22 protein-coding genes are annotated in these 23,444 nt (G+C 62.1%); 15 read left to right on the forward strand and 7 right to left on the reverse strand.

The window, feature by feature from the left end; all coding sequences use genetic code 11:
* Positions 1-234: 234 nt before the first annotated feature.
* Entirely contained in the window at positions 235-1,293 is a 1,059-nt protein-coding gene (locus G3O00_RS15950; protein WP_206143552.1) for a LysR family transcriptional regulator, read from the forward strand.
* Between the two features lie 46 nt (positions 1,294-1,339).
* Here the strand turns inward: G3O00_RS15950 and G3O00_RS15955 are convergent, their stop codons facing one another.
* Complete coding sequence (locus G3O00_RS15955; protein ID WP_206143553.1) at positions 1,340-2,221, reverse strand: LysR family transcriptional regulator; 882 nt, start codon at positions 2,219-2,221, stop codon at positions 1,340-1,342.
* A 113-nt stretch (positions 2,222-2,334) separates the two neighbouring features.
* Between G3O00_RS15955 and G3O00_RS15960 the strand changes: the two genes are divergently transcribed.
* A complete protein-coding gene (locus G3O00_RS15960; RefSeq protein ID WP_206143554.1) occupies positions 2,335-2,712 on the forward strand; it encodes a cupin domain-containing protein in 378 nt (125 codons plus the stop codon).
* A 264-nt stretch (positions 2,713-2,976) separates the two neighbouring features.
* Here G3O00_RS15960 and G3O00_RS15965 read toward each other — a convergent pair whose 3' ends face one another.
* Together G3O00_RS15965 and G3O00_RS15970 are read right to left on the reverse strand one after the other, a co-directional pair.
* Positions 2,977-4,722, reverse strand: a complete 1,746-nt coding sequence (locus G3O00_RS15965) for an FAD-dependent oxidoreductase (RefSeq protein ID WP_241025167.1) — start codon at positions 4,720-4,722, stop codon at positions 2,977-2,979.
* A gap of 408 nt (positions 4,723-5,130) precedes the next feature.
* Positions 5,131-5,361 (reverse strand): hypothetical protein, encoded by a 231-nt coding sequence (locus G3O00_RS15970; protein WP_206143555.1) that lies wholly within the window; start codon positions 5,359-5,361, stop codon positions 5,131-5,133.
* A 233-nt stretch (positions 5,362-5,594) separates the two neighbouring features.
* On the opposite strand from G3O00_RS15970, the gene G3O00_RS15975 reads away from it, so the two are divergent.
* The 9 genes from G3O00_RS15975 (at position 5,595) to pilV (ending at position 15,955) form a co-directional block, all read left to right on the forward strand.
* Positions 5,595-6,635, forward strand: coding sequence for a TcpQ domain-containing protein (locus G3O00_RS15975; RefSeq protein WP_346778980.1), 1,041 nt, complete (start codon positions 5,595-5,597; stop codon positions 6,633-6,635).
* Positions 6,632-8,341 carry a PilN family type IVB pilus formation outer membrane protein gene (locus G3O00_RS15980; RefSeq protein WP_206143556.1) on the forward strand — a complete coding sequence of 570 codons (1,710 nt, stop codon included), beginning with the start codon at positions 6,632-6,634 and terminating at the stop codon, positions 8,339-8,341. Before G3O00_RS15975 ends, G3O00_RS15980 begins: the two co-directional genes overlap by 4 nt.
* A 21-nt stretch (positions 8,342-8,362) precedes the next feature.
* On the forward strand, positions 8,363-9,676 hold the full coding sequence (gene pilO2, locus G3O00_RS15985; protein ID WP_206143557.1) for a type 4b pilus protein PilO2: 1,314 nt from the start codon (positions 8,363-8,365) through the stop codon (positions 9,674-9,676).
* Positions 9,654-10,214, forward strand: coding sequence for a type IV pilus biogenesis protein PilP (pilP, locus tag G3O00_RS15990; protein WP_206143558.1), 561 nt, complete (start codon positions 9,654-9,656; stop codon positions 10,212-10,214). The genes pilO2 and pilP overlap by 23 nt, the downstream gene beginning before the upstream one ends.
* 5 nt (positions 10,215-10,219) lie before the next feature.
* The gene (locus G3O00_RS15995) at positions 10,220-11,977 is read left to right on the forward strand and encodes an ATPase, T2SS/T4P/T4SS family (protein WP_206143559.1); all 1,758 of its coding nucleotides are present in this window, start codon (positions 10,220-10,222) and stop codon (positions 11,975-11,977) included.
* Positions 11,967-13,043: a type II secretion system F family protein gene (locus G3O00_RS16000; RefSeq protein WP_206143587.1), complete on the forward strand. Its 1,077-nt coding sequence runs from the start codon at positions 11,967-11,969 to the stop codon at positions 13,041-13,043. Before G3O00_RS15995 ends, G3O00_RS16000 begins: the two co-directional genes overlap by 11 nt.
* A 123-nt stretch (positions 13,044-13,166) precedes the next feature.
* Positions 13,167-13,718: a type 4 pilus major pilin gene (locus tag G3O00_RS16005; protein ID WP_346778981.1), complete on the forward strand. Its 552-nt coding sequence runs from the start codon at positions 13,167-13,169 to the stop codon at positions 13,716-13,718.
* 106 nt (positions 13,719-13,824) lie between these two features.
* Positions 13,825-14,253 carry a type IV pilus biogenesis protein PilM gene (gene pilM, locus G3O00_RS16010; RefSeq protein ID WP_346778982.1) on the forward strand — a complete coding sequence of 143 codons (429 nt, stop codon included), beginning with the start codon at positions 13,825-13,827 and terminating at the stop codon, positions 14,251-14,253.
* Positions 14,246-15,955: a shufflon system plasmid conjugative transfer pilus tip adhesin PilV gene (gene pilV, locus G3O00_RS16015; RefSeq protein WP_277399279.1), complete on the forward strand. Its 1,710-nt coding sequence runs from the start codon at positions 14,246-14,248 to the stop codon at positions 15,953-15,955. Before pilM ends, pilV begins: the two co-directional genes overlap by 8 nt.
* Positions 15,956-16,001: 46 nt before the next feature.
* Here pilV and G3O00_RS16020 read toward each other — a convergent pair whose 3' ends face one another.
* On the reverse strand, positions 16,002-17,102 hold the full coding sequence (locus G3O00_RS16020; protein ID WP_206143563.1) for an ATPase, T2SS/T4P/T4SS family: 1,101 nt from the start codon (positions 17,100-17,102) through the stop codon (positions 16,002-16,004).
* 105 nt (positions 17,103-17,207) lie between these two features.
* Between G3O00_RS16020 and sctC the strand changes: the two genes are divergently transcribed.
* The 4 genes from sctC to G3O00_RS16040 are packed head-to-tail and all read left to right on the forward strand — an operon-like array spanning position 17,208 to position 22,260.
* Entirely contained in the window at positions 17,208-18,983 is a 1,776-nt protein-coding gene (sctC, locus tag G3O00_RS16025; protein ID WP_206143564.1) for a type III secretion system outer membrane ring subunit SctC, read from the forward strand.
* Positions 18,984-19,021: 38 nt separating this feature from the next.
* Complete coding sequence (locus G3O00_RS16030; RefSeq protein WP_206143565.1) at positions 19,022-20,092, forward strand: HAMP domain-containing sensor histidine kinase; 1,071 nt, start codon at positions 19,022-19,024, stop codon at positions 20,090-20,092.
* Positions 20,093-20,122: 30 nt separating this feature from the next.
* Positions 20,123-20,878, forward strand: a complete 756-nt coding sequence (locus tag G3O00_RS16035; protein WP_206143566.1) for a response regulator transcription factor — start codon at positions 20,123-20,125, stop codon at positions 20,876-20,878.
* Positions 20,875-22,260, forward strand: a complete 1,386-nt coding sequence (locus G3O00_RS16040; protein WP_206143567.1) for a secretin N-terminal domain-containing protein — start codon at positions 20,875-20,877, stop codon at positions 22,258-22,260. Before G3O00_RS16035 ends, G3O00_RS16040 begins: the two co-directional genes overlap by 4 nt.
* Positions 22,261-22,302: 42 nt before the next feature.
* Here the strand turns inward: G3O00_RS16040 and G3O00_RS16045 are convergent, their stop codons facing one another.
* From G3O00_RS16045 to G3O00_RS16055, 3 genes are all read right to left on the reverse strand, one after another.
* Positions 22,303-22,758, reverse strand: coding sequence for a CesT family type III secretion system chaperone (locus G3O00_RS16045; protein WP_206143568.1), 456 nt, complete (start codon positions 22,756-22,758; stop codon positions 22,303-22,305).
* Between the two features lie 125 nt (positions 22,759-22,883).
* Complete coding sequence (locus tag G3O00_RS16050) at positions 22,884-23,090, reverse strand: hypothetical protein (protein WP_241025168.1); 207 nt, start codon at positions 23,088-23,090, stop codon at positions 22,884-22,886.
* A gap of 92 nt (positions 23,091-23,182) precedes the next feature.
* Complete coding sequence (locus G3O00_RS16055; RefSeq protein WP_206143569.1) at positions 23,183-23,434, reverse strand: type III secretion system protein; 252 nt, start codon at positions 23,432-23,434, stop codon at positions 23,183-23,185.
* Between the last annotated feature and the right edge of the window lie 10 nt (positions 23,435-23,444).

Genomic DNA, 23,444 nt, shown 5'->3' on the forward strand with positions numbered 1-23,444 from the left:
AACAACGGTTCTTGCATCTCGTCCATTCCACGCATCGGCTCATCTGCTCAAGATCATGAACACGATATCTCTAACGCACCGCCCTTCGAGCCCGTTTACACCGTTCCCAATTTCAACAGCCTGCTAGATCATTAAGTCATCGAAGATAAAGTCGATTCCGATGGGATTGTGAGGGGATGGTTGGGTTTTCAATGATTTCTATTTTTGTCCCTCTGCAATTGCCCGGAGAAAAACATGGAATTCACGCTGCAGGCGATGTCGATTTTCACGCACATCGTACGCATGGGAAGTTTCACTGCGGCAGCCAAGCTGCTCGGCATCAGCGCCGGAACCGCCAGCCGGTCGGTACGCAAGCTTGAGAACCACCTCGGCGTGACTTTGTTGCAGCGTTCCACGCGCTGCGTGCGGGTGACGGCCGAGGGCGCACAGTATTTCGAGCACTGCAAGCGGGTGCTGGGCGAGATGGAGGAAATCAAGGCGCATCTCGGTGGCATGCGTGAGGTTGCGCGTGGCCGCCTGTCGGTGGACATCGACCAGGAGATCGCTCATACGGCGCTGCCGCTGATCCCGGAATTTCGCCTGGCATTTCCAGAGGTCGAACTGCGAGTCGATATCGGTGGCGATCCGGCCGGGCTGATCGAGCACGCTGTCGATTGTTCGATCGTCATTGGGCCATTGTCGGATTCGTCGCTTCGCGGACGGTGCATCGGCGACTTCAATGCGGTGACGGTTGCGAGCCCGGGCTATCTGTCGCGGCGTGGCGTTCCGCACAACCTGAGCGATTTGGAGTGTCACGACCTGATTCACTATTCGCCCCGCCGCTTCGGTCCGGCGCGGGACTTCAGATATTGCGTGGACGGCGCGGAAATGAGTCTGAAAATTCCCGAGCGGATTTCCGTGAACGATGTGCGCTCCGCGATTCGTTACGCGAGCGAAGATGTTGGAATCGCCCAGGTATGCAGTCGGACGGTGGCGGATGACATTGCCGCCGGCCGGCTGGTGAGCCTGTTCGCCGAGCATCGCCCGGCGCCGCTGCAAATCTTTGCTCTTTATGTGGATCAGCGCCACATTCCGCGGTCGGTTCGCGTGTTCATCGACTGGCTCGAGAGCCAGTTGCATCGGCAGGATGCGGAGATGCTCGCTCCGCTGAGGCCTGCGGTCGGCGAATCGGCCGCGTTGGCGCGGTACTGGGGCGCGAACGGATCGCGCGGACAGCAGGCGAATGTGCCGCAGAGCCTGTCGGGCCATGGTGCCTCGCTTTCGAACCTTCGAAACAGGAAGTTCGTGATTTGAACGGGCGCGTGTTGTCGCTTCTGCATCGCCGAAGCGACAACACGCCTCAACGACGCTTCACGCGCTCGATGAAGGCCCGCAGTCTTGGCAGCGCCAGCCGGGAGCGGGTCGCAATCACCGAAATTGGCATCGGAGGCGATCGATAGTTCGGCAATATTTCAACGAGCTGTCCGCTTGCGATCTGTGCTCGCACCATGTAATCAGGAAGCTGGGCGACGCCGACGCCGAGCAGTGCGGTATCACGAAGCGCCTCGCCTTCGTTTGCACGCGTGCGCCCAGCAATTTCAAGCTCTACTGCTTGATTATCGTGGATGAATGACCAGGGCCGCGGCCTGCCGGTCGAAGGCAACGCGAACGCCAAACACGAGTGCGCGGCGAGGTCGTCGATTGTGGCCGGCGTGGAATGCCGGGCGAGATATGCCGGGCTGGCGCAGGTGATCAATTGTTGCCTGTCGATCTCGATCGCGATCAGCGACGAGTCCTTCAGCGTACCGATGCGAACCGCCGCGTCGAAGCCCTCGCTCACGATATCGATGATTTCGTCCGAGAGATGAAGGTCGATCTCCAGTGCAGGATAGCGGAACTGCATTTCAGCGAGAACAGGTACGATGAATTGCCTGCCGTACACGATCGGCGCGTCGATCCGCAGTTTGCCGACAGGCGACTTCCGCATTGACCGCAGCGCGCTTTCGATGGTCTCGATCTCGTCGAAGATCGTCGAGCACCGCTTGAACAACCAGGTGCCTTCTTCCGTGAGCCGTACGCTGCGGGTCGAGCGCGTGAACAGTGACACGCCCAAATCCGCTTCGAGCCGCGAGATGCTTTTTGCAACGGTCGACGGCGTGACGCCGAGCTCGCGGGCGGCGGCGGCGAAGCTCCCGTGCCGTGCTGCGCTGGCGAAGCTCGCAAGTTGGTGTAGATCGCGCATGCGTTGAAGAAAACTATTCGTTCCAGTTGCGATGCCGTTGCGTCGTCAGGTTGACTAGAATCGGGCGTGTAAATTCAAGTTCGACCTGAAACGGTGACAGCGGGAAAAACACGATGCATATCATTGACATTACTCAACTTACGCGGGAGTCTTTGCCGGGGCTGGAGCATGTGACGCTTGCAGGCAACGAGCAAGGCCTTACGACGCTGTCGGTCTGGCGCCAATCCATCGAGCCGGGCGCGGTGACCCCGCCGCACCGACACGATTGCGAAGAGGTCATCGTCATCGAGGCAGGCCACGGCAGCGTCCTGATCGATGGTGAAACACGCGGATTCGGACCGGGATCGACGCTCGTGATACCGCGCAATGAAGTTCATCAGATTGTGAATGACGGGCCGGGACCGATCACGCTCCTCGCAATGCTCGGGATGAGCCCGGTCAAAGTGTTCCTGCCGGACGGGACTGCGCTGCCGCTCCCGTGGAAAACCTGAGCGACGGTAGCCGGTGCGATGCGCCGGTCGGTATCCCGAGGCGACTGCGGAGCCGGGATGTCCGCAAGAGCGGATGCAGTGTTTCGACATGTCGCTGCGGTTACTGTTATTCCCGTAAGCCGTCAAGCAGGCGGAGGGGACGAAGGTGCGAGGCGGCGGAGGGCGTTCGGCAACGTGGGAGTCTAGGCCGCGGCGGTCCAGTTGCATCGGCGCCGTTGTGGGCGACAGTTGTGTGATTGCTGCCGCGCTCGCGTCGGTGCGGTGTTAAGGCGTCGTGTTGGCCAGAAACCGATGAAGCTGCGAGACGACTGCGGCGCCGTCGCCGACGGCGGCAGCCACACGCTTCGTGGAGCCGCGGCGCACGTCTCCCGCGCAAAATACGCCACGCACGCTGGTTTCGTGTTCGGTCGCCTCCGCTGAAGCGTCGGCACCCGTCAGCACGAAGCCGGACGAATCGACGGCGACGCCGCATCCGTCGAGCCACGCGGTGTTGGGCGTCGCGCCGATAAACAGGAAGACGTGCTCGGTTTGCTGCGAGGTACGCGTGCCGTCCGCGCGGGCGATCTCGATAGCCTCCAATTCGTCTTTGCCGAGAAATGAAGTGATCTGCGTGTTGAACTGAATGTCGACGTTGTCCAGTGATTCGATGCGATCAATGAGATAGCGCGACATGCTGTCCGACAGATTTGGACCTCGGACGAACATACTGACACGTCTCGCATGCGATGCTAGATAGACGGCGGCCTGCCCGGCCGAATTTCCGGCGCCGACGAGTACGACATCCTTTCCGGTGCACAGTTTCGCTTCGACGGGCGACGCCCAGTAATAGGCACCTCTCCCCTGGAAGCGTTCGAGCCCGTCGATGGCGGGTCTGCGATAGGCCGCGCCGGTGGCGATGACGATCGAACGTGCCCGCGCGGCGCCGCCATTGTTCAGCCTCAGCCGAAAAGGCGACGTGCCGCATTCCAGTGCGTCGACAGTCACCGGGATCGCGACGCGTGCGCCGAATTTCTGCGCTTGGACATAGGCGCGAGCGGTCAGCGCGTGGCCGGATATGCCAGCGGGAAAACCAAAGAAGTTCTCGATACGCGCGCTCGCGCCGGCCTGGCCGCCCGGTGCGTGGTGATCGACGATGACGGCGGTCAAGCCCTCCGAGGCCGCATACACCGCAGTAGCGAGGCCAGCCGGGCCCGAGCCGACGATCGCGACGTCGAACACTTCCGCTTCGTCGAAATGGCGAATCAGGCCAAGCGCGGCCGCCAGATCGGTTTCGGTCGGCGCGCGGAGTACCGTTCCGTCCGGGCAGAGCACGAGCGGATAGTCAGCCGGATCGGCCTGGTATTGATCGACATAGCGCGCAACTTCGCGATCGGTCGCCGTATTGACGACCGTGTGCGGAATGCTGTTGCGCGTCAGGAAGCTCTGCAACCCATTGAGGGTCGACGAATTTGCGTCCGTCACGATGATGATCCCGCTGCCGCCCTCGACGAGCCCGACTCGCCGCAGGATCAATGCTCTCATGATGCGCTCGCCGAGTTCAGCTTCCGCGATCAGCAGTGCTCGCAGTCTGGGCGGCGTGACTTGAAGCGCACGAACGTCGCCTGCCGCAGCGCCATCGACTAGGCATCGCTCTCCCGAAATCTGGCCGACCTCGGCCACGAAATGGTGCTCGCCCATCTCGCTGACGACGATCTGCCGGTTCAGTGCGTCGCGACGCGTGATCCGAATGGCGCCCGATAGCACGACGAACATGCCGAAACCGGGATCACCCACGCGGAAAATTGGATCGCCGTCGCGCCACTCGCGGAGTTCGCCGAATCGGGTGATTCGGTGTATTTCCGCGTCAGTGAGCAACGGATATCGTTCCCTTCTGTAATCTGAATCACCAAAGGCAACCTGGCTGGGCGACGCATTGGCATCAGGGTGCTGACCATCATTTGAACGCGCTTGCATGGCTGGAATCGGTAGGAATTCTTGGGAGCGCGCGACATCCGGATGCTGGTCGCGCATGGAGGGGATTGCTGAATCGACAGCAAAGTGTACGGCGTCCAAGGCGCGCTGCGCACTATACGTCGGTATGGGGCTTACGGCGGACGGGACAAATCGGATCCGCATGCGGCCGGTCAACCCTGGCCGGAGTACGCATTGATCTGCGGATCGCGTGGCTTCTGTCCGCATTGTGGCGCTAGGCGGATGACAGGTTTTTGAAAGTTTGCAGAAACAAAGGCCTATGAGTCGAGAGGCATCAACGTTGTCTCAATTCCTGCTCTTTTTTGTCTCCGCTGAAACGGTGAACGATCCGGTCGATTCATTTGGTTCGTGTAACATCAATCAACAACAAGATAAGTTGGAAAAACTGATTGATATAGTCGGCGCATTTTTTTCGAGCTGATTTCAGCTGTCTTTATGAAGTCAGGTTCACAGTATTTTGTGCGGAAAAGGTTCGGTGGGAACGGATTGAATGTCATGACGGTGCGCCGTATTTTCCTCATGTTTATATCCAAAGATATTGCTATGACGGCCATTGAGACGATCAATTTGCAAGCTTATTAATTTTCTGGTTTTTTGTGGGTTATTGGGTTTGCTCAATTCAGGTTTTTTTGAAGTCATGATGCGGCATTTTTCGACGACGTTTACAGGGCGAATCAACGTCGGATTTTCCGGCCATCGGCCGGTTGTCTGATTCGATGCATGTTGTCGGATGCTCGCGATGAGGCGCGAGGGCCGCTGGGCTGTCGCGGCGGTGTCTGTTGGCGGAAATCATGTGTCATCAGTCAAAGTGGGATGTGCGGATGTCATCAGTCAAATTGGAGTCGCCTGCGTGCACGCTCGACGCGTCGCGTACGCAAGCCGTGGGGGAGCACAGGAGGCGAACGCTAGCCGTGCGTGCGATCGTTGCTTGCGGCACCCTGTTGACGCTCAGCATGGCGCATGCATCTCAGGGCAGTTCGCAGGTCGTCGTCGACGGGGGGGAGCGCATGGGCGACGTCGTCCGCAAGAGCGGGCATGACGTGTCGCTCCTGCGGGCGATCGAATCGGTTGTGCCGCCTAGCTACAGCGTGATGGTGCCGAATGCGGGACCGTGGGCCGATGTGCTGGTCAGCTGGCGTTCTGGGTCGGTGGTGCGTGCGCTCGGCGACATTCTGTCGGTGGATCCCTCTCTGGAGGCACGTGTGAATACGAGCTTACGTATCGTGTCGGTCGCGCAGAATCCGCGGTTCGTCCGCGCATTGCACGATGCGCGTTCCGTGGGCGCGGTGCATGTCCTTGAGGCGGGCCAGACGATCGAAGGGGCGAGTGCTGACGCGCCGGTCGCCGCTGGCTCGGCATTGAAGGTCGAGCTGGCCAGCATCGCGCTGCCGGGCGCGGCGGAGCAGTTGACGATTTCGCAGCCGCCGGCGAAGCCTCCGAGCGGAGCCGCAGCTGTGCGGGTTGCGAGTGAGTCGGCACATATCGCGTTGCCCGGCACGGAGCCGGTTCGGGTGGCCAAGTCGTCCCAGTTGATGGCGCGCCCTTCGACAGCACCGCGTTCGAAGGAGTTACCTGCGGAGGCGCACATGTCTGCCGATGCGGTCGCGATACCAGCGGTCGCGTCGCCCGTGTCGCAGCCGATGTCGCAGCCCGATCCGGCCGCAGTACCACCTCTGATGCAGTCGTCTGCGCAGACGGAATGGGTGTTACGCATGTCCGATGGCTCGGTGCGGCGCTCGGTCGCGCGCTGGGCGAGCGAGGCTGGCTGGCAATTCATTTGGGACGTGCCGACTGACTTCGTAATCGATGCGACTGCAACGATCCATGGCAGTTTTTCAGACGCGCTGCGTCAGGTATCCGAAGCAATGTCGTCGTCCCAGGTGCCGATTCAAATGATCTTGTATACGCGCAATCGCGTACTTCGGGTGGTTGCGAAAGGGGCGAGTTCATGAAGCGGCCATGGTTGTTCGACGTCGCCATCGTTGTGTGCGCAGCTGTGTCGAGCGGATGTACCGGACTCGTGGAGAAACTCGATCATCATGCGCAGAGCGATGTCGCTCGGGCCGACGGAATACTCGCGCAGGCCGCAACCGGCGACAATCGCGTGGTCGACAGCGACGGCCTGATTGTGAAGGACCAGCTGTGGCTCTCCGGTAAGACGCTCAAGATTGCGAAACAGTCGGTTTTGCCGGCATTGTTCGACGAGCCGGCTAGTTTCAACGGAACGGTGGATTCGCTCCGGGCGTTTGCGGATCGCGTCGCGCGCTTGGCGCACATCCCGGCGACGGTCACGGCGGGCGCCGACGATGCTGCGGCACGCACGTCGCAGGTAGCGGCTTCAGGCGGAGGTGCGCTGTCTGCCGTCGCGCCGCCGCTGCCGCCCGGCATGCTGCAGGGTGCGCCGTTGCCGGCGGCCGGCTCAGCACCTGCCATATCGATGGCCATGCCGTCGGCGCCGGTTCGAATCGCGTATGCGGGTGGTCCATTGCGCGGACTGCTCGATATGGCGGCGGCGAGGTTCGGCGTGTCGTGGCGGTATGACGAAGGTGCAATCGTATTTTTCCACACGGCGACGCGCGTGTATCAGGTCGTGTCGATCCCGGGGGAATCGCGGCTGGACACCAATGTCGTGAGCGGGGCGAGTAATACGGGTGGGATAACCGGCGGCGCATCAGGCAGCGGTTCCGGCTCGTCCGGCGGCGCGTCGGGTTCGACGTCGTCGCCGTCGGTGTCGTCGGACAACACCGCCAACATTAAGATGAACGCGCAGTTGTCGGTGTACACGGGCCTGCAAGGGGCGATCAAGTCGATGTTGTCGCCTGCGGGCTCGGTGGTGATGTCGCCCGCCACTGGTTCGATCTCGGTGACCGATACGCCGGACGTGCTCGATCGCGTCGGGGAATTCATGGAGCAGCAGAATCGCGTGCTGGCGCGTCAGGTGCTGTTGAACGTGACGGTCCTGTCCGTCCGACTGTCGGCTGACGACAGCTACGGCATCAACTGGAATGCGGTCTACGAGGCGCTGGGCACCAAGTTCGGTATTACGACCGCGTTCACGAGCCTTATTCCGAACAACAACCAGCTTTCCGCAACAGTGATCAGCCCGTCCAGTCGCGCCAACACGACGAAGGCGGTGATCAGCGCGCTGTCGGCGCAAGGCACAGTGCGCCGCAAGACGTCAGCATCAATCACGACGCTGAACGATCAACCCGTGCCGGTGCAGGTGGCAGAGCAGCGGGGCTATTTGGCATCGGTTTCATCGACGGCGACGCTGAATGTCGGCACGCAGGTGTCGCTGACGCCGGGCACGATCACGACCGGGTTCAATCTGACTGTGCTGCCGCATGTGCTCGACGAAGGCACGGTCATGTTGCAGTTCTACTCGAACATTTCGTCGCTGGTCGCGCTCGAAAATTTCCAGAGCGGCGGGCAGACGATCCAGCTGCCGACTGTTGACACGCGCAACTTCCTTCAGCGCATCGCAGTCAAGTCCGGCCAGACGCTCGTGATCAGCGGCTACGAGGACGTCAACGACCAGAGCAATCGCCAAGGCATCGGCACGCCGTCGAATTATGCGCTGGGCGGCGGCTTCAACGCCGATCACGCACGGGAAGTGATCGTGATCCTGCTGTCCCCGATCACGACGAGCGGCACCTAACGCACGGGGCAGGGGATTGATATGGCAACGCAAGTCATTCAGATCGGTCGGCAGCGCTTTATTTGCGGCTTGTTCTGGCAATCGCTGTCGCGCCGGCATGCGTTGCGCGCCGAGGCGGCCGAATTGGCCGCGCGTCTGAATTTCGATGCGATGGTGCTTCGGATCGATCGCGGGTTCGCTGGCGTCGGCTTCGCCAGCACACGGGAAGGTGCGGTACTCGGCCTGCCGTCGCTCGGTGCATTGGTGTCGAAGGTGATCGCGATGGAGGGCGCGTTCTACGACGGCCGCCAGCAGCCCGCACCCAACTGGCTCGGTGCGTTTCAATTGCCGGACGGGCGCTGGGTGTATTTCGCGGTCCGAGATGGCGCGTTCCTGCCCAACGGCGATTGGATTGGATCGAGCGAAGAGGTGTTCGAGCGGCTTCACAACGATTACAGCCTGGGTGGCTGGAACGTGGTGGTGGGCGATCCGCAGATCGAGGTGCAGGGGTTCCACAATTTCTACGCGCGGACCATCGACGATCTGCTGCCACGCCGGGGTGGCCGGCTAGCGCTGCCGCGTTGGCTGAACTTGACACGCGTCGCGCGTCGCCCGCCATGGAAGCGGATCCTGGCGGCAGCCGTCACGCTCGCGGTGCTCGGCTCGGCCGCGATGGGGTGGCTTGCGTATCGGCGGCACCTGATCGAGCGCGAGCGCGAGGCGGTGTTCGAACGTATGCGCACGCAGTTGCGCCTGCATCCGCCGAAACCGGTGGCACCGCCGGGCCCACGTCATCCGTGGGTGGCACTGCCGTCGCCGCGCGAATTTATTCGCGCGTGCGTCGATCACTTCGAGAGTCTCGCACCGGGCGGATGGGAACTCGATGAATATGTGTGCAGGTCGTCGACCGTCACCTATCGCTGGTCGCGCGGCGAGTCGAACGTTGCGATGTTGATGGCGGCGCTGCCGCACGCGCAAATCGATGCGAGCGGCGAGCACGCGACCTATGTCGAACCCATTTCGACGCCGCCGGGCGGCGACGATCCAATAGGTGGCCTCGACGGCGTGCGGCTGCGATTGTTGTCCGCGTTTCAGTTGCTCAACATCGACCTGAAGTTTGCATTGCAGCCTGGCAGTCCGGCGAAGGGGTTCGCCGCGCAGGCGCTCGATCAGTTGCAGCCGAGTGTTTCTCGCGCGGGGGTGCCCAACTGGCAGACCTGGCGCATGTCGGCCGCGCTGGACGACGCGCGGCCGGACAGCCTGATCAAGTATCTGGATGAGCCGGGCGTTCGATTGGAAACATTGTCATACAAGGCCGGGCGTTGGGCCCTGGATGGAGTGCTGTATGAAAAATGACAAAGCGCTGATTGCATTGGCGTGGGCGATTGCCGGTCCGACGGTGGCATTCGCGCAGGGCGCGGACGGGCCGACTGCTGCGGCCGACCTGCGGGCGGCGGTTGTGCCGACGCCGGCTGCCGTGCAGACAGCGAGCGAACTGATGCGGCTTCAGGAAGATACGCTGCTGCTTAAGGCGCGCCTGAAGAAGCTCGACGCGCAGGCGCAGGTTGCGCAACGCGAGCAATCGATGCGCACGTCAGGCGGCGGCATCGCTTACGGCGAGATAGCGCTGATCGCGACGCAGAGTCTCGGAAGGGCAACGGCCGCAACCCTTTCCTCAGACGGATCTGAATTTGACGTGCAGGCAGGCGATCGTTTGCCGAACGGCTCGCGTGTCGCGCAGATTCGGCCGGGGCGCGTCGTCCTGACCGATCCTGGCGGCCACAGCACGATGCTGGCGGTGTCGACACGGGTCCGCGGCGCGCCGCGCGATCTTGCCGCGAATGTGATCGGGCCGGTCGGTGTGCCGCCCATCCCTACCTTGCCGCCGAGGTGATCGCCATGGCTGCCCGCTTTGCATCTTCGAGGAAGTTTTCTCTGCCCGCCACGGCATTCCTGCTGCCGCGTGGGGGCCAGCCACGCGCTGTCGCGGTGCGGCCGGATCTTACGTCACCGACGGAAACTGGACAGACTGCACGCACGTTGCCAAAGGGGCTTAACGTGGTGGCGCCAGTGCCGGCAGCGGCTGCCGATCTTCCTACTCCGGTGGCAGCACAGGACCAGACCGAGCCGGCCGGTACCGCGCGCCCGCTCTCGGACGATGGCGATCTGGCAGCGAGCAGTGAGGAGCGCAAGTTTCTGTGCTTGCTCGAGGATTGGACGCTGCTCGTCGCGGAGGGGCACGAGATGAATCCGTTCGTGCTGTCGTATTGCGCCCGGCTGGAGCGGCTCAATCGCACGTACCGGACCCGGCCGGTGAGTCTTGAGGTGATCCGGCGTGCGTATCAGGGGCCGCGGCGCGACGGCAGTGCCGAGCGAGTCGATCACACACAGATGCAGGTTGTCGCGAAGAGCCTGATTGCGCGTGCATGCGATGAGCGCGCCTCGGACATCCATATCCGCTTGAACCGCTTTACGACGGAGATCCTGTTCCGCATCCACAACGAGCTCGTGCACGTGTCAGAGCAGACTCGCGAATACGGCGAACGCCTGCTCGCGACGCTGTACGCGGCAATGTCGAGCGTATCAGACAACACGTACAAGCCTAGCGAGCGCCAGGACGCAGCGATCGGTGATCGCGACAAATTGCCGGATCGTTTGTTCGGTGTGCGGATCGCGACCGCGCCGACTATTGTGGGAAACCTGATGGTATTGCGCCTGTTGTACAACGACGCTGGCGAATCCACGGAGCTGACCCGCCTCGGTTTCACGTCCGCACAGGCTTGTATGTTCGATGGGTTCGCGCAGCAGCCGCATGGAATGAACGTCATCAGTGGTCCGACAGGGTCCGGAAAGTCCACGACGCTGCAGCGCGTGCTGATGAAGCAGTTGCATGACATGGAAGGTACGATTCATGTGATTACGGTGGAGGATCCGGTCGAATACCCGATCGATGGAGCGATTCAGACCCCGGTGATCAATGCCTCTACCGAGGAGGCACGCTCCGTGGCATTCGCGGCGGCGATAGCGAATGCGATGCGTCTCGATCCGGACACGATCATGATCGGAGAGGTGCGCGACAGGGCGTCGGCGCAAAGTGCGTTGCGTGCGGCGATGACCGGTCACCAGGTGTGGACGACAGTGCATGCGAACAGCGCGTTGGCGATCGTCGATCGGCTCGTCGATCTCGGGTTGCCAGTGACGATGGTCACGGACGAATCGCTGGTGACTGGTCTCGCTAGCCAGCGTCTCGTGAAACTGCTGTGCCCGCACTGTTCGCGGCCGCTTGTCGACGCGCTGCCCGAACTCGATGCCAGGCTCGTTATGCGCGTGAAGCAGACGGTCGGCGTGCGCTTTGGCGAGGTTCGGGTCGTTGGCCGAGGGTGTCCGTGTTGCAGGAGTGGCACGATTGGGCGCACGGTCGTCGCTGAAGTGATCCGCACCGACGCGCTGTTCTTCGACCTGCTGCGTGCGGGACGCAAGGCCGACGCCCAGCGGCACTGGCTGCAGCAGCTGGGCGGGCAGACCATCGTCCAGCACGCGGTCGAGAAGGTTGCCGGCGGGCTCGTCGATCCTCGCATGGCCGAGCGCGTCGTTGGCCCGCTGACGCATGGCGACGGCGCGCACATGTTCGCGGTGGAAGGCGGTTATGGCACTTGAACTGAATCGGCGATGGGCACGCCTGCAGCTGACATCGAAGGCGCGGATTCGACTCTACCGCAAGATCGCGAAGATGCTTTCGAACGGGATGCCACTGCTGAAGATTCTCGAGGAACTAGAACTGCGTGCGTCGCACGAAGGGCGCAAACCGAACGAGCCGATAGCACTGACGCTGGCCGATTGGCGCAGCGTCGTGCAGAACGGCGGGATGCTGGCCGAGGCGATGTTGTGGTGGGTACCGCACGCGGAGCAGATGATAGTCATGGCGGGCGAACAGTCGGGGCGGCTCGAAGTCTCGTTGGTCAACGTATGTGCGCTGGTTCAGTTCAGCCGGCGAATCAGGGCGTCGGTGGTCGGCGGCCTCACTTATCCGGCCGTGATCCTGTCAATGACGGTCGGGTACCTGTATCTGTTCGGCCAGTTCGTGATTCCGCGTTTCGCGACTATCGTCAGCCCGGAACGCTGGCACGGCGTGGCGCGCTCGCTGTACGACCTGTCGCGCTTCGTGCAGGGATGGATGGTGTATTGCCTGCTGATCGCCGCGTTGCTGGCCGGCGCGCTGATGTTCTCGATGCCGAGATGGTCGGGGCGGCTGCGCACCGTGCTCGATCGCTACCCGCCGTATTCCGTTTATCGTCTGATCATCGGTTGCGGCTTTCTCGTCGCACTGTCGTCGCTGCAGTCGGCCGGCTTTACCGTCGAGAAATCCCTTGCGCGACTGGCCGTGGATGCTAGGCCGTGGCTGCGGCAACGTATTGACGACATGTTGTTCGGCGTGAAGTCTGGATTGAACGTCGGGGAGGCGATGAAGAATGCCGGCTATCAGTTTCCGTCGGCGGAGATCGTCGACGATCTGTGTGTGTATGCGGAATACAAGGGTTTTGCGGATGCGCTGCATGTGATCGCGACCGAATGGATCGGTGAGGGGGTGGAAACGATTGAAGTGCAGATGCGCATGATTAACGGTGCGGCGATAGTCGTGCTGGCGCTGGTCCTGTCGTGGCTGATTACCGGGTTCTTTGGCATTCAACAGGAAATCTCTGGACTCGCGCACGCAATGCATTGATTGACGCTGTGAGACCCGAATGCCGGAATTCCCAACGACACGGCGGCCTATCAGGATGGATTCGGCGTGGATCTGTCGTTTTGAAAAATAGAGGGGAACCAAATGAAGAAATGGAATGCAGGTGTGACGATCGGGAATCCAGTGGCTCCAAAATTACGCCGTTCGCGCCACCGGCAGCGTGGCGCGTCGTTGCTCGAGGCAATTGCCTACCTCGGGATTGCCGCCATCGTCGTGATCGGCGCCGTCGCGCTGCTGAATAGCGCATTCAACAGCGCGGGCACCAATCAGCTATCCGAACAGGTGAGCGCGATACAAACCGGCGTGAAGAAGCTGTACATGGGGCAGTCGACCGGATACACCGATGTCAGCAATGCCGTGCTCCAGTCGGCCGGCGTATTCCCGTCGACCGTGTCTGTGACGGGCAGCGGGACAAGCGCGACGGCAACGAACAACTGGGGTGGCGCGGTCAGCGTGACAGGCACCGCGACGAGCTTTTCGATCGAATACGACAACGTACCGGCCTCCGTGTGCGTCAACGCGGTCGTCTCGGGCGGCAGCTGGTCGTCGATCCAGATCGGCGGCACGACCGAAACTACACTGCCGATCTCGCCAGCCAAGGCCGCGACAGATTGCGGAGCGAGTGGTTCGACGACGATCACCTGGACGTCGGTGTGACCGCGCCGAGGTCGCTGCGTCATGTATATGGCGGTGCGTTTGCACGGGACCGGCCATGTATCTGATCTGGGTTGTCGCTGCGCTGGGCGCAATTTTTGGCGCGTATGTGCTGCTCGACGGCGAATCGGCGCCGCAGCCACTCGAATCCTCGTCAATCGTGTTCGCCACCAACATGAGCCAGTACCGTCAGGCAGTCGTCGCGTATGCGATCGGGAATCCAGCTTTCGTGGGGAGTGTGCCGACGACTGCGCTCGCGCCGTTCCTGGGCGAAAACGTGCCAAACGGACTCTGGAGGAACTACGTGCAGCCGAACACGGATGCGGCTGGCAGCCTCGTTGTGGTCTACGCGACAGCAGCGCCGGCGCCGACCGTCATTGCGAGCATGGAGCAGCTCGCGCAGGGATCCGCGCTGGCCGGCGTCGCGCTCGGTTCGACGGTCGTGTCGCCGGGCAATCCGGCCGTGCCGTTGCCGGCGGCACTCGTCAATGTCATTCCGAACGGAATGCCGGTATGGATGGCACAAGCCTATGAATAGTCCAGTGCATCCGGCCTGCACCGCATCCGGCCCGGCTCCGGTGAGTCGGCGGACAGCGTCGTCCGGCCGGCGGCACTCGCGCGGATTCACGATGATCGAGATGCTCGCGGTGCTCGCGCTCGCAGCGATCATCGTCGCAGGCATTACGGTGATGGCGAACTCGGCGCTCGAGGATGCGCGCGGGCAGCAGGCCGCGCTCTACCAATCGAAGCTGGCCGCGGCCGCGACTCAATTGATCCGGCAGAACTACGCGACGCTCGCGTCGGAGGCGAGCGTGACCGTACCGGTCGTTGCGAAGATGACCGGCACGACGTATCAGATGTCGACTTATCTGCCGTCCGCAATGTCCGGCACGAACGCATACGGGCAAACGCCATGTCTGCTGATCTACGGCGGCGACAAGCCTGGTTCGTTGCAGGCGCTGCTGGTCACGGAAGGTGGTGCGTCGATTCCCGATCCGGAACTTGGCTACATAGCGGCGAACGCCGGCGCAGGCGGTGGCTCGATTCAGGTGGCGAACAACCCCGCTGGCGCGGCCAACGGCGCATTCGGCAGTTGGAAGATTCCGGCGCCGAATCCCGGCGCGGCATCGTGCTCTGGAACGAAGACCGGCGCCGGGCATCTGGTCAGCCTGCTTTATTACGACGGCGCGCAGTCCATGAATTCCGACTATCTGTATCGCGTCGCGGTGCCCGGCGACCCGGCCGCCAACACAATGCAGGTGCCGATCATTCTTGCTCAGCAGACCGACTACTCGCTCTGTTCGCAGGCACAGGTGGGCGCGATATCGGCGGATGCCGCTGGCAATGTGCTGAACTGTTCGTCGGGCGGGCAGTGGACGCCGCAGGCGTCGTTCCATTGGCGCGAGCCGGTTGCGAACGCGGCTGCGCTAGCGTCGGTGCCGGCCAATGCCGGCGACGTGCGGATGACGCTGGCAACGAACCGCGCGTATACGTTCAACGGGACGACGTGGCAGGCACTGGCGGTCGACGAGGACGGTAACTTGGCACTGGGCAATGCTGGGACGATCAGCGCCGCCTGTTCGACACAGGCGTCGGGGACGACGCTGATAACGACCGATTCAACCGGGCGCGTGCTGTCATGCCGTGATGGCGTGTGGCAGGCTCAGGCTGAGATCAATCCGCAATCGGTGCCGACGGACACCGACTGCGCGGTGCAGGTCGGCCAGGCGGGAACCAGCGACTTTCCGTGCGGCACGCCGGCCGGCCCAATTTCGTACGACGCGACGATGGGCTATTACAAGTCCACCGTTACGCGCAACGTGCAGAGATTGCCGGCGAATGGCGCGATTGCCGTCTACGCATGGACGCATCTGAACGATGCATTCGTTACGTCGTGCCCAAGCGCAGGCGGGCCGCAGGACTTGACGAGAGGAGCCGGTGCATATGCGACGGTGCTCGTCGAACTACTCAACTTAGATCTGGCGGACGGCAGCAATCTGGTGGCGAAGGTCGTAAACCAGTCGTCGCTCGTGAGGGGCGACTTGGCGAACGTGCCGGTCAACATGACGAGCGCCTTGCCGCTGAACAAGAACGGCTATGCGGTACGCGTGACCACGTTCTGGATTCTGTTCGGCGGTGCCGATTCGACATCGTTCCAACCGAGCTTCTGTGGCACGGGGAACAACATTTTTCCGGCGACCGGGGTGGTGACATCGTGGAACATCACACCGATCTACTGACGCGAACTCGCCACCGCTCAGGACAGCGCGCGGTCCCATCCGCGCGTCAATGCGGCGCCAGAGTCTGCAGCATCTCATGTAGATCGAGCCGGCTGTACGCGGCGCGCAGCACGTCGCGCGGCAGGCACTGTTCCTTGGAGACGAGGCTGAACAGATGATCGTTGAGCAATCGCGACATGTTGTCTTCCTTGCGCTTCATGAACTCGGCCAGATAAGGCAACTTGGCCGGATCGGTCAGCATGCCGGCGATCTGCTGATTGTTGTTGAAGAGCAGTTCGCTTGCGAGCACAAAATTTTCGCCGTCCTGGGTGGGCACCAGGCATTGGCAAATCACCCCGATCAGGCAGTTCGCGAGTGCGGCTGCGTAGCGTTCGCGCTGCTCGGGCGGAAAGAACGACAGCAGTCGCGTGACGGTGCCGGCGGCGCTCGCCGTGTGCATCGTGGCGAGCACGAGGTGCCCGGATTCGCCGGCCTGCAGCGCGGTCTCGGCCGTTTCGGGATCACGTACCTCGCCGACCATGATGACGTCCGGTTTTTGGCGAAGCGCCTCGCGGAGGCCCGCAGCGAAGCTCGGCGTGTCGGTCGGAACCTGTCGTTGCGAAACGATCGACGTGCGCCCTTCGAGTTCGTACTCGATCGGCTCTTCGATTGTGATGATGTGGCTGTTGCGCGTGCGGTTGATATGTTCGAGCAGCGACGCGATTGTCGTGGTCTTGCCGGAGCCGGTCGGGCCTGTGACGAGCACGAGGCCTTTCGCGCTGTCGATCATCGAACGCACGTAGGCGGGCAGACCGAGGCGGTCGAGCGGAAGCGGTTCGAGCGGGAGGCGGCGGATCGAGATCACGATCTTGCGGCCGGCATTGGTGCGATAGATGTTGCAACGCAGCCGGCAGCGCGTCAGTACGAATGGACGATCGATCGCTCCGTTCTGCAGCTGTGCTTCCCAGTCCGGTTCGATGGCCGCGAGCGTGGGCGCCATCTCGCTGAACAGAACAGGCTCCTCGCCGACGGCCAGCCATCCGCGCGGCGCCTTGATCATGATCGGGCGGTCCTGCTCGATATGAATGTCGGTGAAGGTTTGGCGCAGATCGATAAGTTCGAGAATCTCGCGCGTAATGTCGCGGCGCACAGGCATCGGGGCGTTCATGGCTGATGGTGTCCTAGCGATTTCAAGATAGACGGAAACTTACATGAAAAACTTCAAGGTGTGTCGGGAAGGTCTCCGTGGACCTATTTCAGATGGAGCATCGCGATGAGGTTCGCTGACAAGATGAGTGCGCTCGCTGTTAGCGGAGCCTTTGCACTGGGGACGCTTGCCGCACCCGCCGCCGCCGCAGCGGTGCCGTGGAAGAAGGCGATCGTCGATTATCAGGCGCAGGGAAAGGACCTCACGGATGTGCTGCGCGATTTCGGTTCGAGCCAGGGACTTCCTACGCGCATCGCGCCCGGTGTCAGCGGCACCGTCAGCGGGAACTTTCATTTGCCGCCGCGGCGCTTCATCGATACGCTGGCCGCATCGTTCGGCTTCGTCTGGTACTACGACGGTTCGGTGCTGGATATCACCACCGCGTCCGATCTGCAAAGCCGCCTCGTGAAGCTAGACACGGCCGGCACGGCATCGCTGCGCAGCGCGCTCGACCGGTTGCATATCGGCGACGACCGCTTCCCGATCGTGTACGACAACGCGCAAGGTACGGCACTCGTGAACGGGCCGCCGCGTTATGTGCAGATGGTGGCCGCGGTGGCAAGCCGGCTTGATAGCAATGCGGCGCGCTCGAGCGGCACTGAAGTGCGTGTATTCCCGCTTTCTCATGCGTGGGCCAAGGATCGCACGGTGCCGATCAATAATCAGACGGTGACGCTCGAAGGCGTCGCGTCGGTGCTGAACGGCATCTATCATCCGGGCAATGCTAAGAATCCGGCCCAGACGGGTGTGGATCGGGTTCGCTCCGCAGCCGCCGGTGTGAAGCGAAACGTCCCCCTGAATAATGTGAACGGTCTGGCGGATAGTGGCGCGTCGGTGCCACCGCCGATTCCACTAGGCGAGAAGGGAAAGGGCATGTTCTCCGGGCTGACAGGGCAGCCTTCGTCGGCAGTGATGGCAGCGGTCGGCGAGCCGCCCGCGCCGGACGGTGCACCCGCGGAATCGTCGGATGACGATCGGCTGCCGGTGATCGTCGCCGATCAGCGTACCAACTCCGTCGTAATTCGCGACAGAACCGACCGGATGACGCAGTATGGCGCGCTGATCGAGCGCCTCGACGTGAAGCCGCAACTGATCGAAATCGAGGCGCACATCATTGAGATCGACGATAACGCGCTGCAGCAGTTGGGCATCGACTGGACCGCGCACAACAGCCATGTCGATCTGCAGACGGGCAGCGGCACGGGTCCGCAAAACATGTACAACGGAGGCACGATCACGCAGAACTTCGGAAATACGACGCTGGCCGGCAACGTGATCGCGGCGGCTTCACCTGTGGGTGCATCGCTAGCCGCCGTGCTAGGTGACGCGGGCCGGTACCTGATGGCGCGAGTATCCGCATTGCAGCAGACCGACGCCGCGAAGATCGACGCGAGCCCGAAGGTGGTCACACTGAACAACATCGAAGCGGTGATGGACAACCAGACGCAGTTCTTCGTGCCGGTGACGGGCTACACCGCGGCGGACCTATACAGCATTTCGGCCGGCGTATCGCTGCGTGTGTTGCCGATGGTCGTCACCGAAGACGGACACACGCGGATCAAGCTCGATGTTGCGATCCAGGACGGCCAGGTGAATACAGCGAAAACTGTCGGCAACCTACCGACAGTGACCAACAGCACGATCGATACGCAGGCCTTCATCGACGAGGGGCAGGCCCTTCTGATCGCCGGCTATCGCGCCGAAAGCGATTTGAACGGCGTGACCGGGGTGCCGATGCTGTCGAAGATCCCGCTGGTCGGCGCGTTGTTCCGAACCAAGAACACGCAGAGAAACCGGATGGAGCGGCTGTTTCTGCTTACACCGCGTGTCATTTCCCCGTGATCGCGCATGCGGGTGGCCGGCGGGAGAGGATCGTGCAGATGGACGAACGTAATACTAACGAAACCCAATGTGGCGGCGATGCGTTGCCGTGCGGCATCGTGGTGCTCGACGCCGCAGGAGCGGTGGTCACCGCAAACGCTCGCTCGCTGGCGATGCTTGGCATCAGGCTGCCGGCAGGGGTTGATTTTTCGGTCGCGCTCGCCGAGCACTTCGAACTCGACGACGTGCCGATGCAACGCGAATTAGAAGTAGGCAGGCAGATTCGGGTCGGCCGTGTGACGTTATGGATTCAGTCCGGGCCATGGACCCCCGGTTCGGGCGCGACGGTTGCCGTCACCGATGTGACGACTCTCATGCGGTCGCTCGACGAACGGACGATGTCGCTTCGCTTCCTGTTGCACGACCTGCGATCGCCTCTCAATTCGATCGGGGCGCTCACGCAGCTGGATGCAAGCGACCCGGACGCGTTCGAGCGGTGCGGCGGCATGCAGCAAATCACGCAGCTCGCGCATTACGTTCTGTCATTGGGTGAGCAATTCTTATTCACATCCGTCGCCGAGCATCTGGAAGCGCGGGATTTTCGGCGTTTCGATTTGCGGGCGACCTTGCGTCAAATAATTTCGCACCTTGAAGTTACGGCGATCCACTGCGGTGTGGCATTGCGTCTGTGGGTTCCTGACAGCAAGCCGGTGTGGGTGAACGGCATGCGGAATTTCGTCGCGCGTGCAATGCAGAACGTGATCGATAATGCGGTGCGTGCATCGCCACGCGGCGAAACGGTGACGGTATCGCTGCGGCAGAGCGGCGCGTTCGTTGACGTGCTCGTCGACGACGCCGCAGGCGGGCTGCCCGGATTGCCGCTGGGCGAGCGGCTTACCGATTTCGAGAAATTCGGGAGCCAGTCATCGTCAGGCTTCGGCCTGGGGTTGAGGCTCGCAGTACAGATCATCGCAATTCACGGCGGCGCGTTGCACGCGGAATTGAATGGGAACGGCGGCACGTTGTTCGTGTTGCGGCTGCCGTGCTTAAACCCGCCCGTGCCGGCGACGGAACCGGTCTCGCTAGTTGAGGCGGACCGGGCATTGCAGGCGAATCGCGCGATCCCATAAGGGCGCATACCGTCAATCGGAGACTGGATTATGAAATCGCTTGCGGGAAAGCAGATACGCATTTTATTCGTTGAGGACGACATCGCTCACCATGCGCTCGTCCACGCGTGGCTCAGGAATGAGGGCTACCACGTCGACGCGTTCCATGATGGGCTCGAGGCGCAGCATTTCCTGGCCGACAATTGGGCGGATCTCGCGATCCTCGATTGGGACCTGCCGGGCGTCAGCGGTGACAGGCTGCTGCACAAGATCCGCGGGCGTTCGCAATCGACGATGCCGGTGATATTCCAGACCGTGCATTCGGCAGAGTCCGACATCGTAAAGATTCTCGATGCGGGCGCGGACGATTATCTCGTCAAGCCGTACGATCGCGACGTTCTGTTCGCACGCATGCGTGCGCTGCTTCGACGGTTTTCATCGGCGAACATCGGCGGCCGCAGGATGTTCGTGGAAGATGCGGTGCTCGACCAGTCGGGGCGTGCCCTGGTCGTCGGCGGTGTCGCACACACACTAGGCACGAAGGAGTTCGATATATTGTGGCATTTCGCGCGGCATCTCGGGGCCGTCGTGCTGCGACAGGACCTGATGAGCGTCGTGTGGGGCTGGGGCGCATCGGTCCAGAGCCGCTCCGTCGACATGTATGTCAGCCGGTTGCGCGCTAGCTTGAAGGCCGCTGGTGTTCGATGGAGCATCCAGTCCGTCTATGCGACCGGTTATCGGCTGACATTGACTCCGGGGACTGACGCGCAGCACGAAGCCCCTTCGTTCGTGCGGGAGTCGTCATGACGCCAACATCGTTGTTCAGCAGTTTTCCGCGCAGAATGCTTGATCGGTCGTTCAGCGGGTCGGTGGGCCGGTGCATCGTAGCGGTGCTGATCGCCGTGTTGCCGATGACGGAGTCCGCGGCGGCGTCGGTCGACTGGACACGTGGCAACTTCGATTACGCGACGACAGGCGCGAACGTCGTTGACGTTCTGAACGCGTTTGCGTCAGCGCAGAATCAGCCGGTAAGCGTCGATGGCCCGCTGAACGGGGTGGTCGCGGGACGTTTCTCAATGGCGCCGGTACGCTTTCTCGATACGCTGGGAAGTGAGTTCGGTTTTGTCTGGTGGTACGACGGCGCGGTGCTGCGCATATCGCCGGCGGCGGCACAGATCTCGCTCGCGTTGCGGCCTCAGGTCCTGACGCCGAATGCGCTGGTTGCCGCGTTGACCGGTGCCGGCCTGACTGACGCGCATTTTCCGTTGTCGATCGACGCCGATACGCATGCGGTCAACGTAACTGGCCCGGTTGCATACGTGAATCGCATTCATGCGACGAGCGATCGTCTTGAGCGCGATGCGGGTTCGAGTACGCTGACCGCGGTTCGTATATTCAGGCTGACCCATGCGAGCGCTGCCGACGATGTTCGTATCGTCGATGGCAGGAGGTTTGTGATCCCCGGCGCCGGGACGTTGTTGCGCCACCGGTTCCGGCCACACCAGACAGACGCGGCTGGAGGCGCGGTGCCTGAATTGATCGAACTCGGACGCCCGTTGCCGGTGATCGAGGCTGATGCGCGAACCAATTCGCTGCTGGTGCGTGATGTGCCGTGGCGGATCGCGGCGGACGAAGCGCTTGTGAAGGATATCGATGTTCTGCCGAACGTCGTGTCGATCCAGGCCTGGGTCGTCGACGTCGACGCTGACGAATTGCGTGCGCTCAAGGACGGCTTGCCAGCGACATTTGCACGACACTTCGGTGACGACGGTGATCGCGTGAAAGCGAGCGTCTGCATCGTTCCCGACGGCGGTCGCATGCTGATCGACAGGTTGCGCGGGTTCGCGATCGCGCACCGCGCGGCGATGAATGTCTCTAGGACGCTCTTGACACAGGACCGCTCGCCGGCCGTATTGGACCGGCACGAGGAACAACTGGCGGGCGAGCCCGAAGATCCGTCGCGGGATCTGTGGCTGTCGGTCAGGCCGACGGTGCACGGCAATACCGCAGGGGCGATGATCGAGCTGAGCGTCGATATCGGGCATTCGGACGGCAGCGACGACCATCGACGCGTCCACGGAAGTGTTGCCCTCGGCGAGGGACTGCTGGTGACGACGCCGCGCGATGCGCCGGATCGTCCAGGCGCGTCGCTGCGGTTGATGCTGCTGGTCCCCCGCATCGCCGCATAGCGGTGTAACCGCAGGTGGCCGCGCGGAATGGGGCGCTGCCCGTCAGGCGCGCAGCCACATGAAATTGCCGGATGCGATGCCCTCGAACATCTCGTCGCCCGATTCGAGGATGTTCTTCTGCCAATAGCGTCCGTGCTCCGCGTAATGCGCGAATACGTCCGCCAGAAATTCGCCTGACACGTCGTCGGTCATCGGCACGCGCATCAGCAGCACGATGGATCCGGTGTCGGAATCGAGGCACAGCTGGGCCTGGTCCTGCGCGTAGATCAGCAGGTTGGCCTCGAGCATGAGGCGGAATACGACTAGCGTTCGCCCCGGAGTGACCGCACCGAAGTGGAAACACACATAGAGCGAGTCCGGGTCGGTTTCGTAATTCTCTAGGCGGACGTCGAAGCCCTCGACTTCCAGCGCTTGGGTCGCTACGATATATTTTGCGTCGGGTAGCCCAACCACATTGCAAATTTCATGGATCAGCCCGGTGAAGCGTTCCCTGCTCATGGAATCGGCTCTCCATACCGAAAAGGGTTTAATAAAAAAAGCGGAGCAGGGAGGCCGTGCCTCCCGCTTCCGCAAGCGTCATACGGTACGACAGGTGCGCGGACCATCCGCAGACTATCGTAGCCTTACTGCCCCTTCGCCGCGTCGGCGATGTTCTTCACCCCGTTGTTACCAACCGATGCCAACGCAGATGTCGTCTGCTGTTGCATGTTGATCATCATCGATGCCATCGTCATGGCATTGTTCTGGTCGGCCATTTGCTGCATTTGGCCGACCATGTCTGCGCTTTGGGCACCGGCCTGCTGAACACCTGCTGCTGCTGTAGAAGACATAATCGCAACTCCTGTTGAAGGTCTGGGGAACGTGCTGCTGACTACTTGGTGACCCTTCCGGGTGGGTAAACTACACAATCGCTGTTAGGTAATCATGTCGAAGCGCCGTGCCGCTCCTGCAGTGAAAGCACGATGCGGCGAGCGGCAATCATGCCCCGGTACAGCTTCTGCAGATCGGTGCGCTCGCCGTTGCTGCTAGCCATCTGCGTCGCCTGGCTGATGCGGCGCGCGGTCTCATCGAATGCCGCGGCGATGCGAGCGATCCGCTGTGCGCTGTCGGGTGCGTCGAGCACCACGTCGAGCGTGCTCAGATCCTGGGTGAGAGGTGTCAATGCGTCATACATGTTGGTTCCT

Source organism: Burkholderia sp. Ac-20384, assembly GCF_017104605.1.
GTDB classification, from domain to species: domain Bacteria; phylum Pseudomonadota; class Gammaproteobacteria; order Burkholderiales; family Burkholderiaceae; genus Burkholderia; species Burkholderia lata.

Bases quoted from the DNA above. Each gene is read 5' to 3' on its own strand.
- G3O00_RS16040 (WP_206143567.1), top strand. From the start codon at position 20,875: ATGACGCCAACATCGTTGTTCAGCAGTTTTCCGCGCAGAATGCTTGAT.
- G3O00_RS16030 (WP_206143565.1), top strand. From the start codon at position 19,022: ATGGACGAACGTAATACTAACGAAACCCAATGTGGCGGCGATGCGTTG.
- G3O00_RS16000 (WP_206143587.1), top strand. From the start codon at position 11,967: ATGGCACTTGAACTGAATCGGCGATGGGCACGCCTGCAGCTGACATCG.
- pilO2 (WP_206143557.1), top strand. From the start codon at position 8,363: ATGGCAACGCAAGTCATTCAGATCGGTCGGCAGCGCTTTATTTGCGGC.
- G3O00_RS16045 (WP_206143568.1), bottom strand. From the start codon at position 22,758: ATGAGCAGGGAACGCTTCACCGGGCTGATCCATGAAATTTGCAATGTG.
- G3O00_RS15980 (WP_206143556.1), top strand. From the start codon at position 6,632: ATGAAGCGGCCATGGTTGTTCGACGTCGCCATCGTTGTGTGCGCAGCT.
- G3O00_RS15955 (WP_206143553.1), bottom strand. From the start codon at position 2,221: ATGCGCGATCTACACCAACTTGCGAGCTTCGCCAGCGCAGCACGGCAC.
- G3O00_RS15950 (WP_206143552.1), top strand. From the start codon at position 235: ATGGAATTCACGCTGCAGGCGATGTCGATTTTCACGCACATCGTACGC.
- G3O00_RS16055 (WP_206143569.1), bottom strand. From the start codon at position 23,434: ATGTATGACGCATTGACACCTCTCACCCAGGATCTGAGCACGCTCGAC.
- pilV (WP_277399279.1), top strand. From the start codon at position 14,246: ATGAATAGTCCAGTGCATCCGGCCTGCACCGCATCCGGCCCGGCTCCG.
- G3O00_RS16020 (WP_206143563.1), bottom strand. From the start codon at position 17,102: ATGAACGCCCCGATGCCTGTGCGCCGCGACATTACGCGCGAGATTCTC.
- G3O00_RS15965 (WP_241025167.1), bottom strand. From the start codon at position 4,722: ATGCGCGACCAGCATCCGGATGTCGCGCGCTCCCAAGAATTCCTACCG.
- pilP (WP_206143558.1), top strand. From the start codon at position 9,654: ATGGAGTGCTGTATGAAAAATGACAAAGCGCTGATTGCATTGGCGTGG.
- G3O00_RS15995 (WP_206143559.1), top strand. From the start codon at position 10,220: ATGGCTGCCCGCTTTGCATCTTCGAGGAAGTTTTCTCTGCCCGCCACG.
- G3O00_RS15960 (WP_206143554.1), top strand. From the start codon at position 2,335: ATGCATATCATTGACATTACTCAACTTACGCGGGAGTCTTTGCCGGGG.
- G3O00_RS16050 (WP_241025168.1), bottom strand. From the start codon at position 23,090: ATGTCTTCTACAGCAGCAGCAGGTGTTCAGCAGGCCGGTGCCCAAAGC.
- G3O00_RS16035 (WP_206143566.1), top strand. From the start codon at position 20,123: ATGAAATCGCTTGCGGGAAAGCAGATACGCATTTTATTCGTTGAGGAC.
- sctC (WP_206143564.1), top strand. From the start codon at position 17,208: ATGAGGTTCGCTGACAAGATGAGTGCGCTCGCTGTTAGCGGAGCCTTT.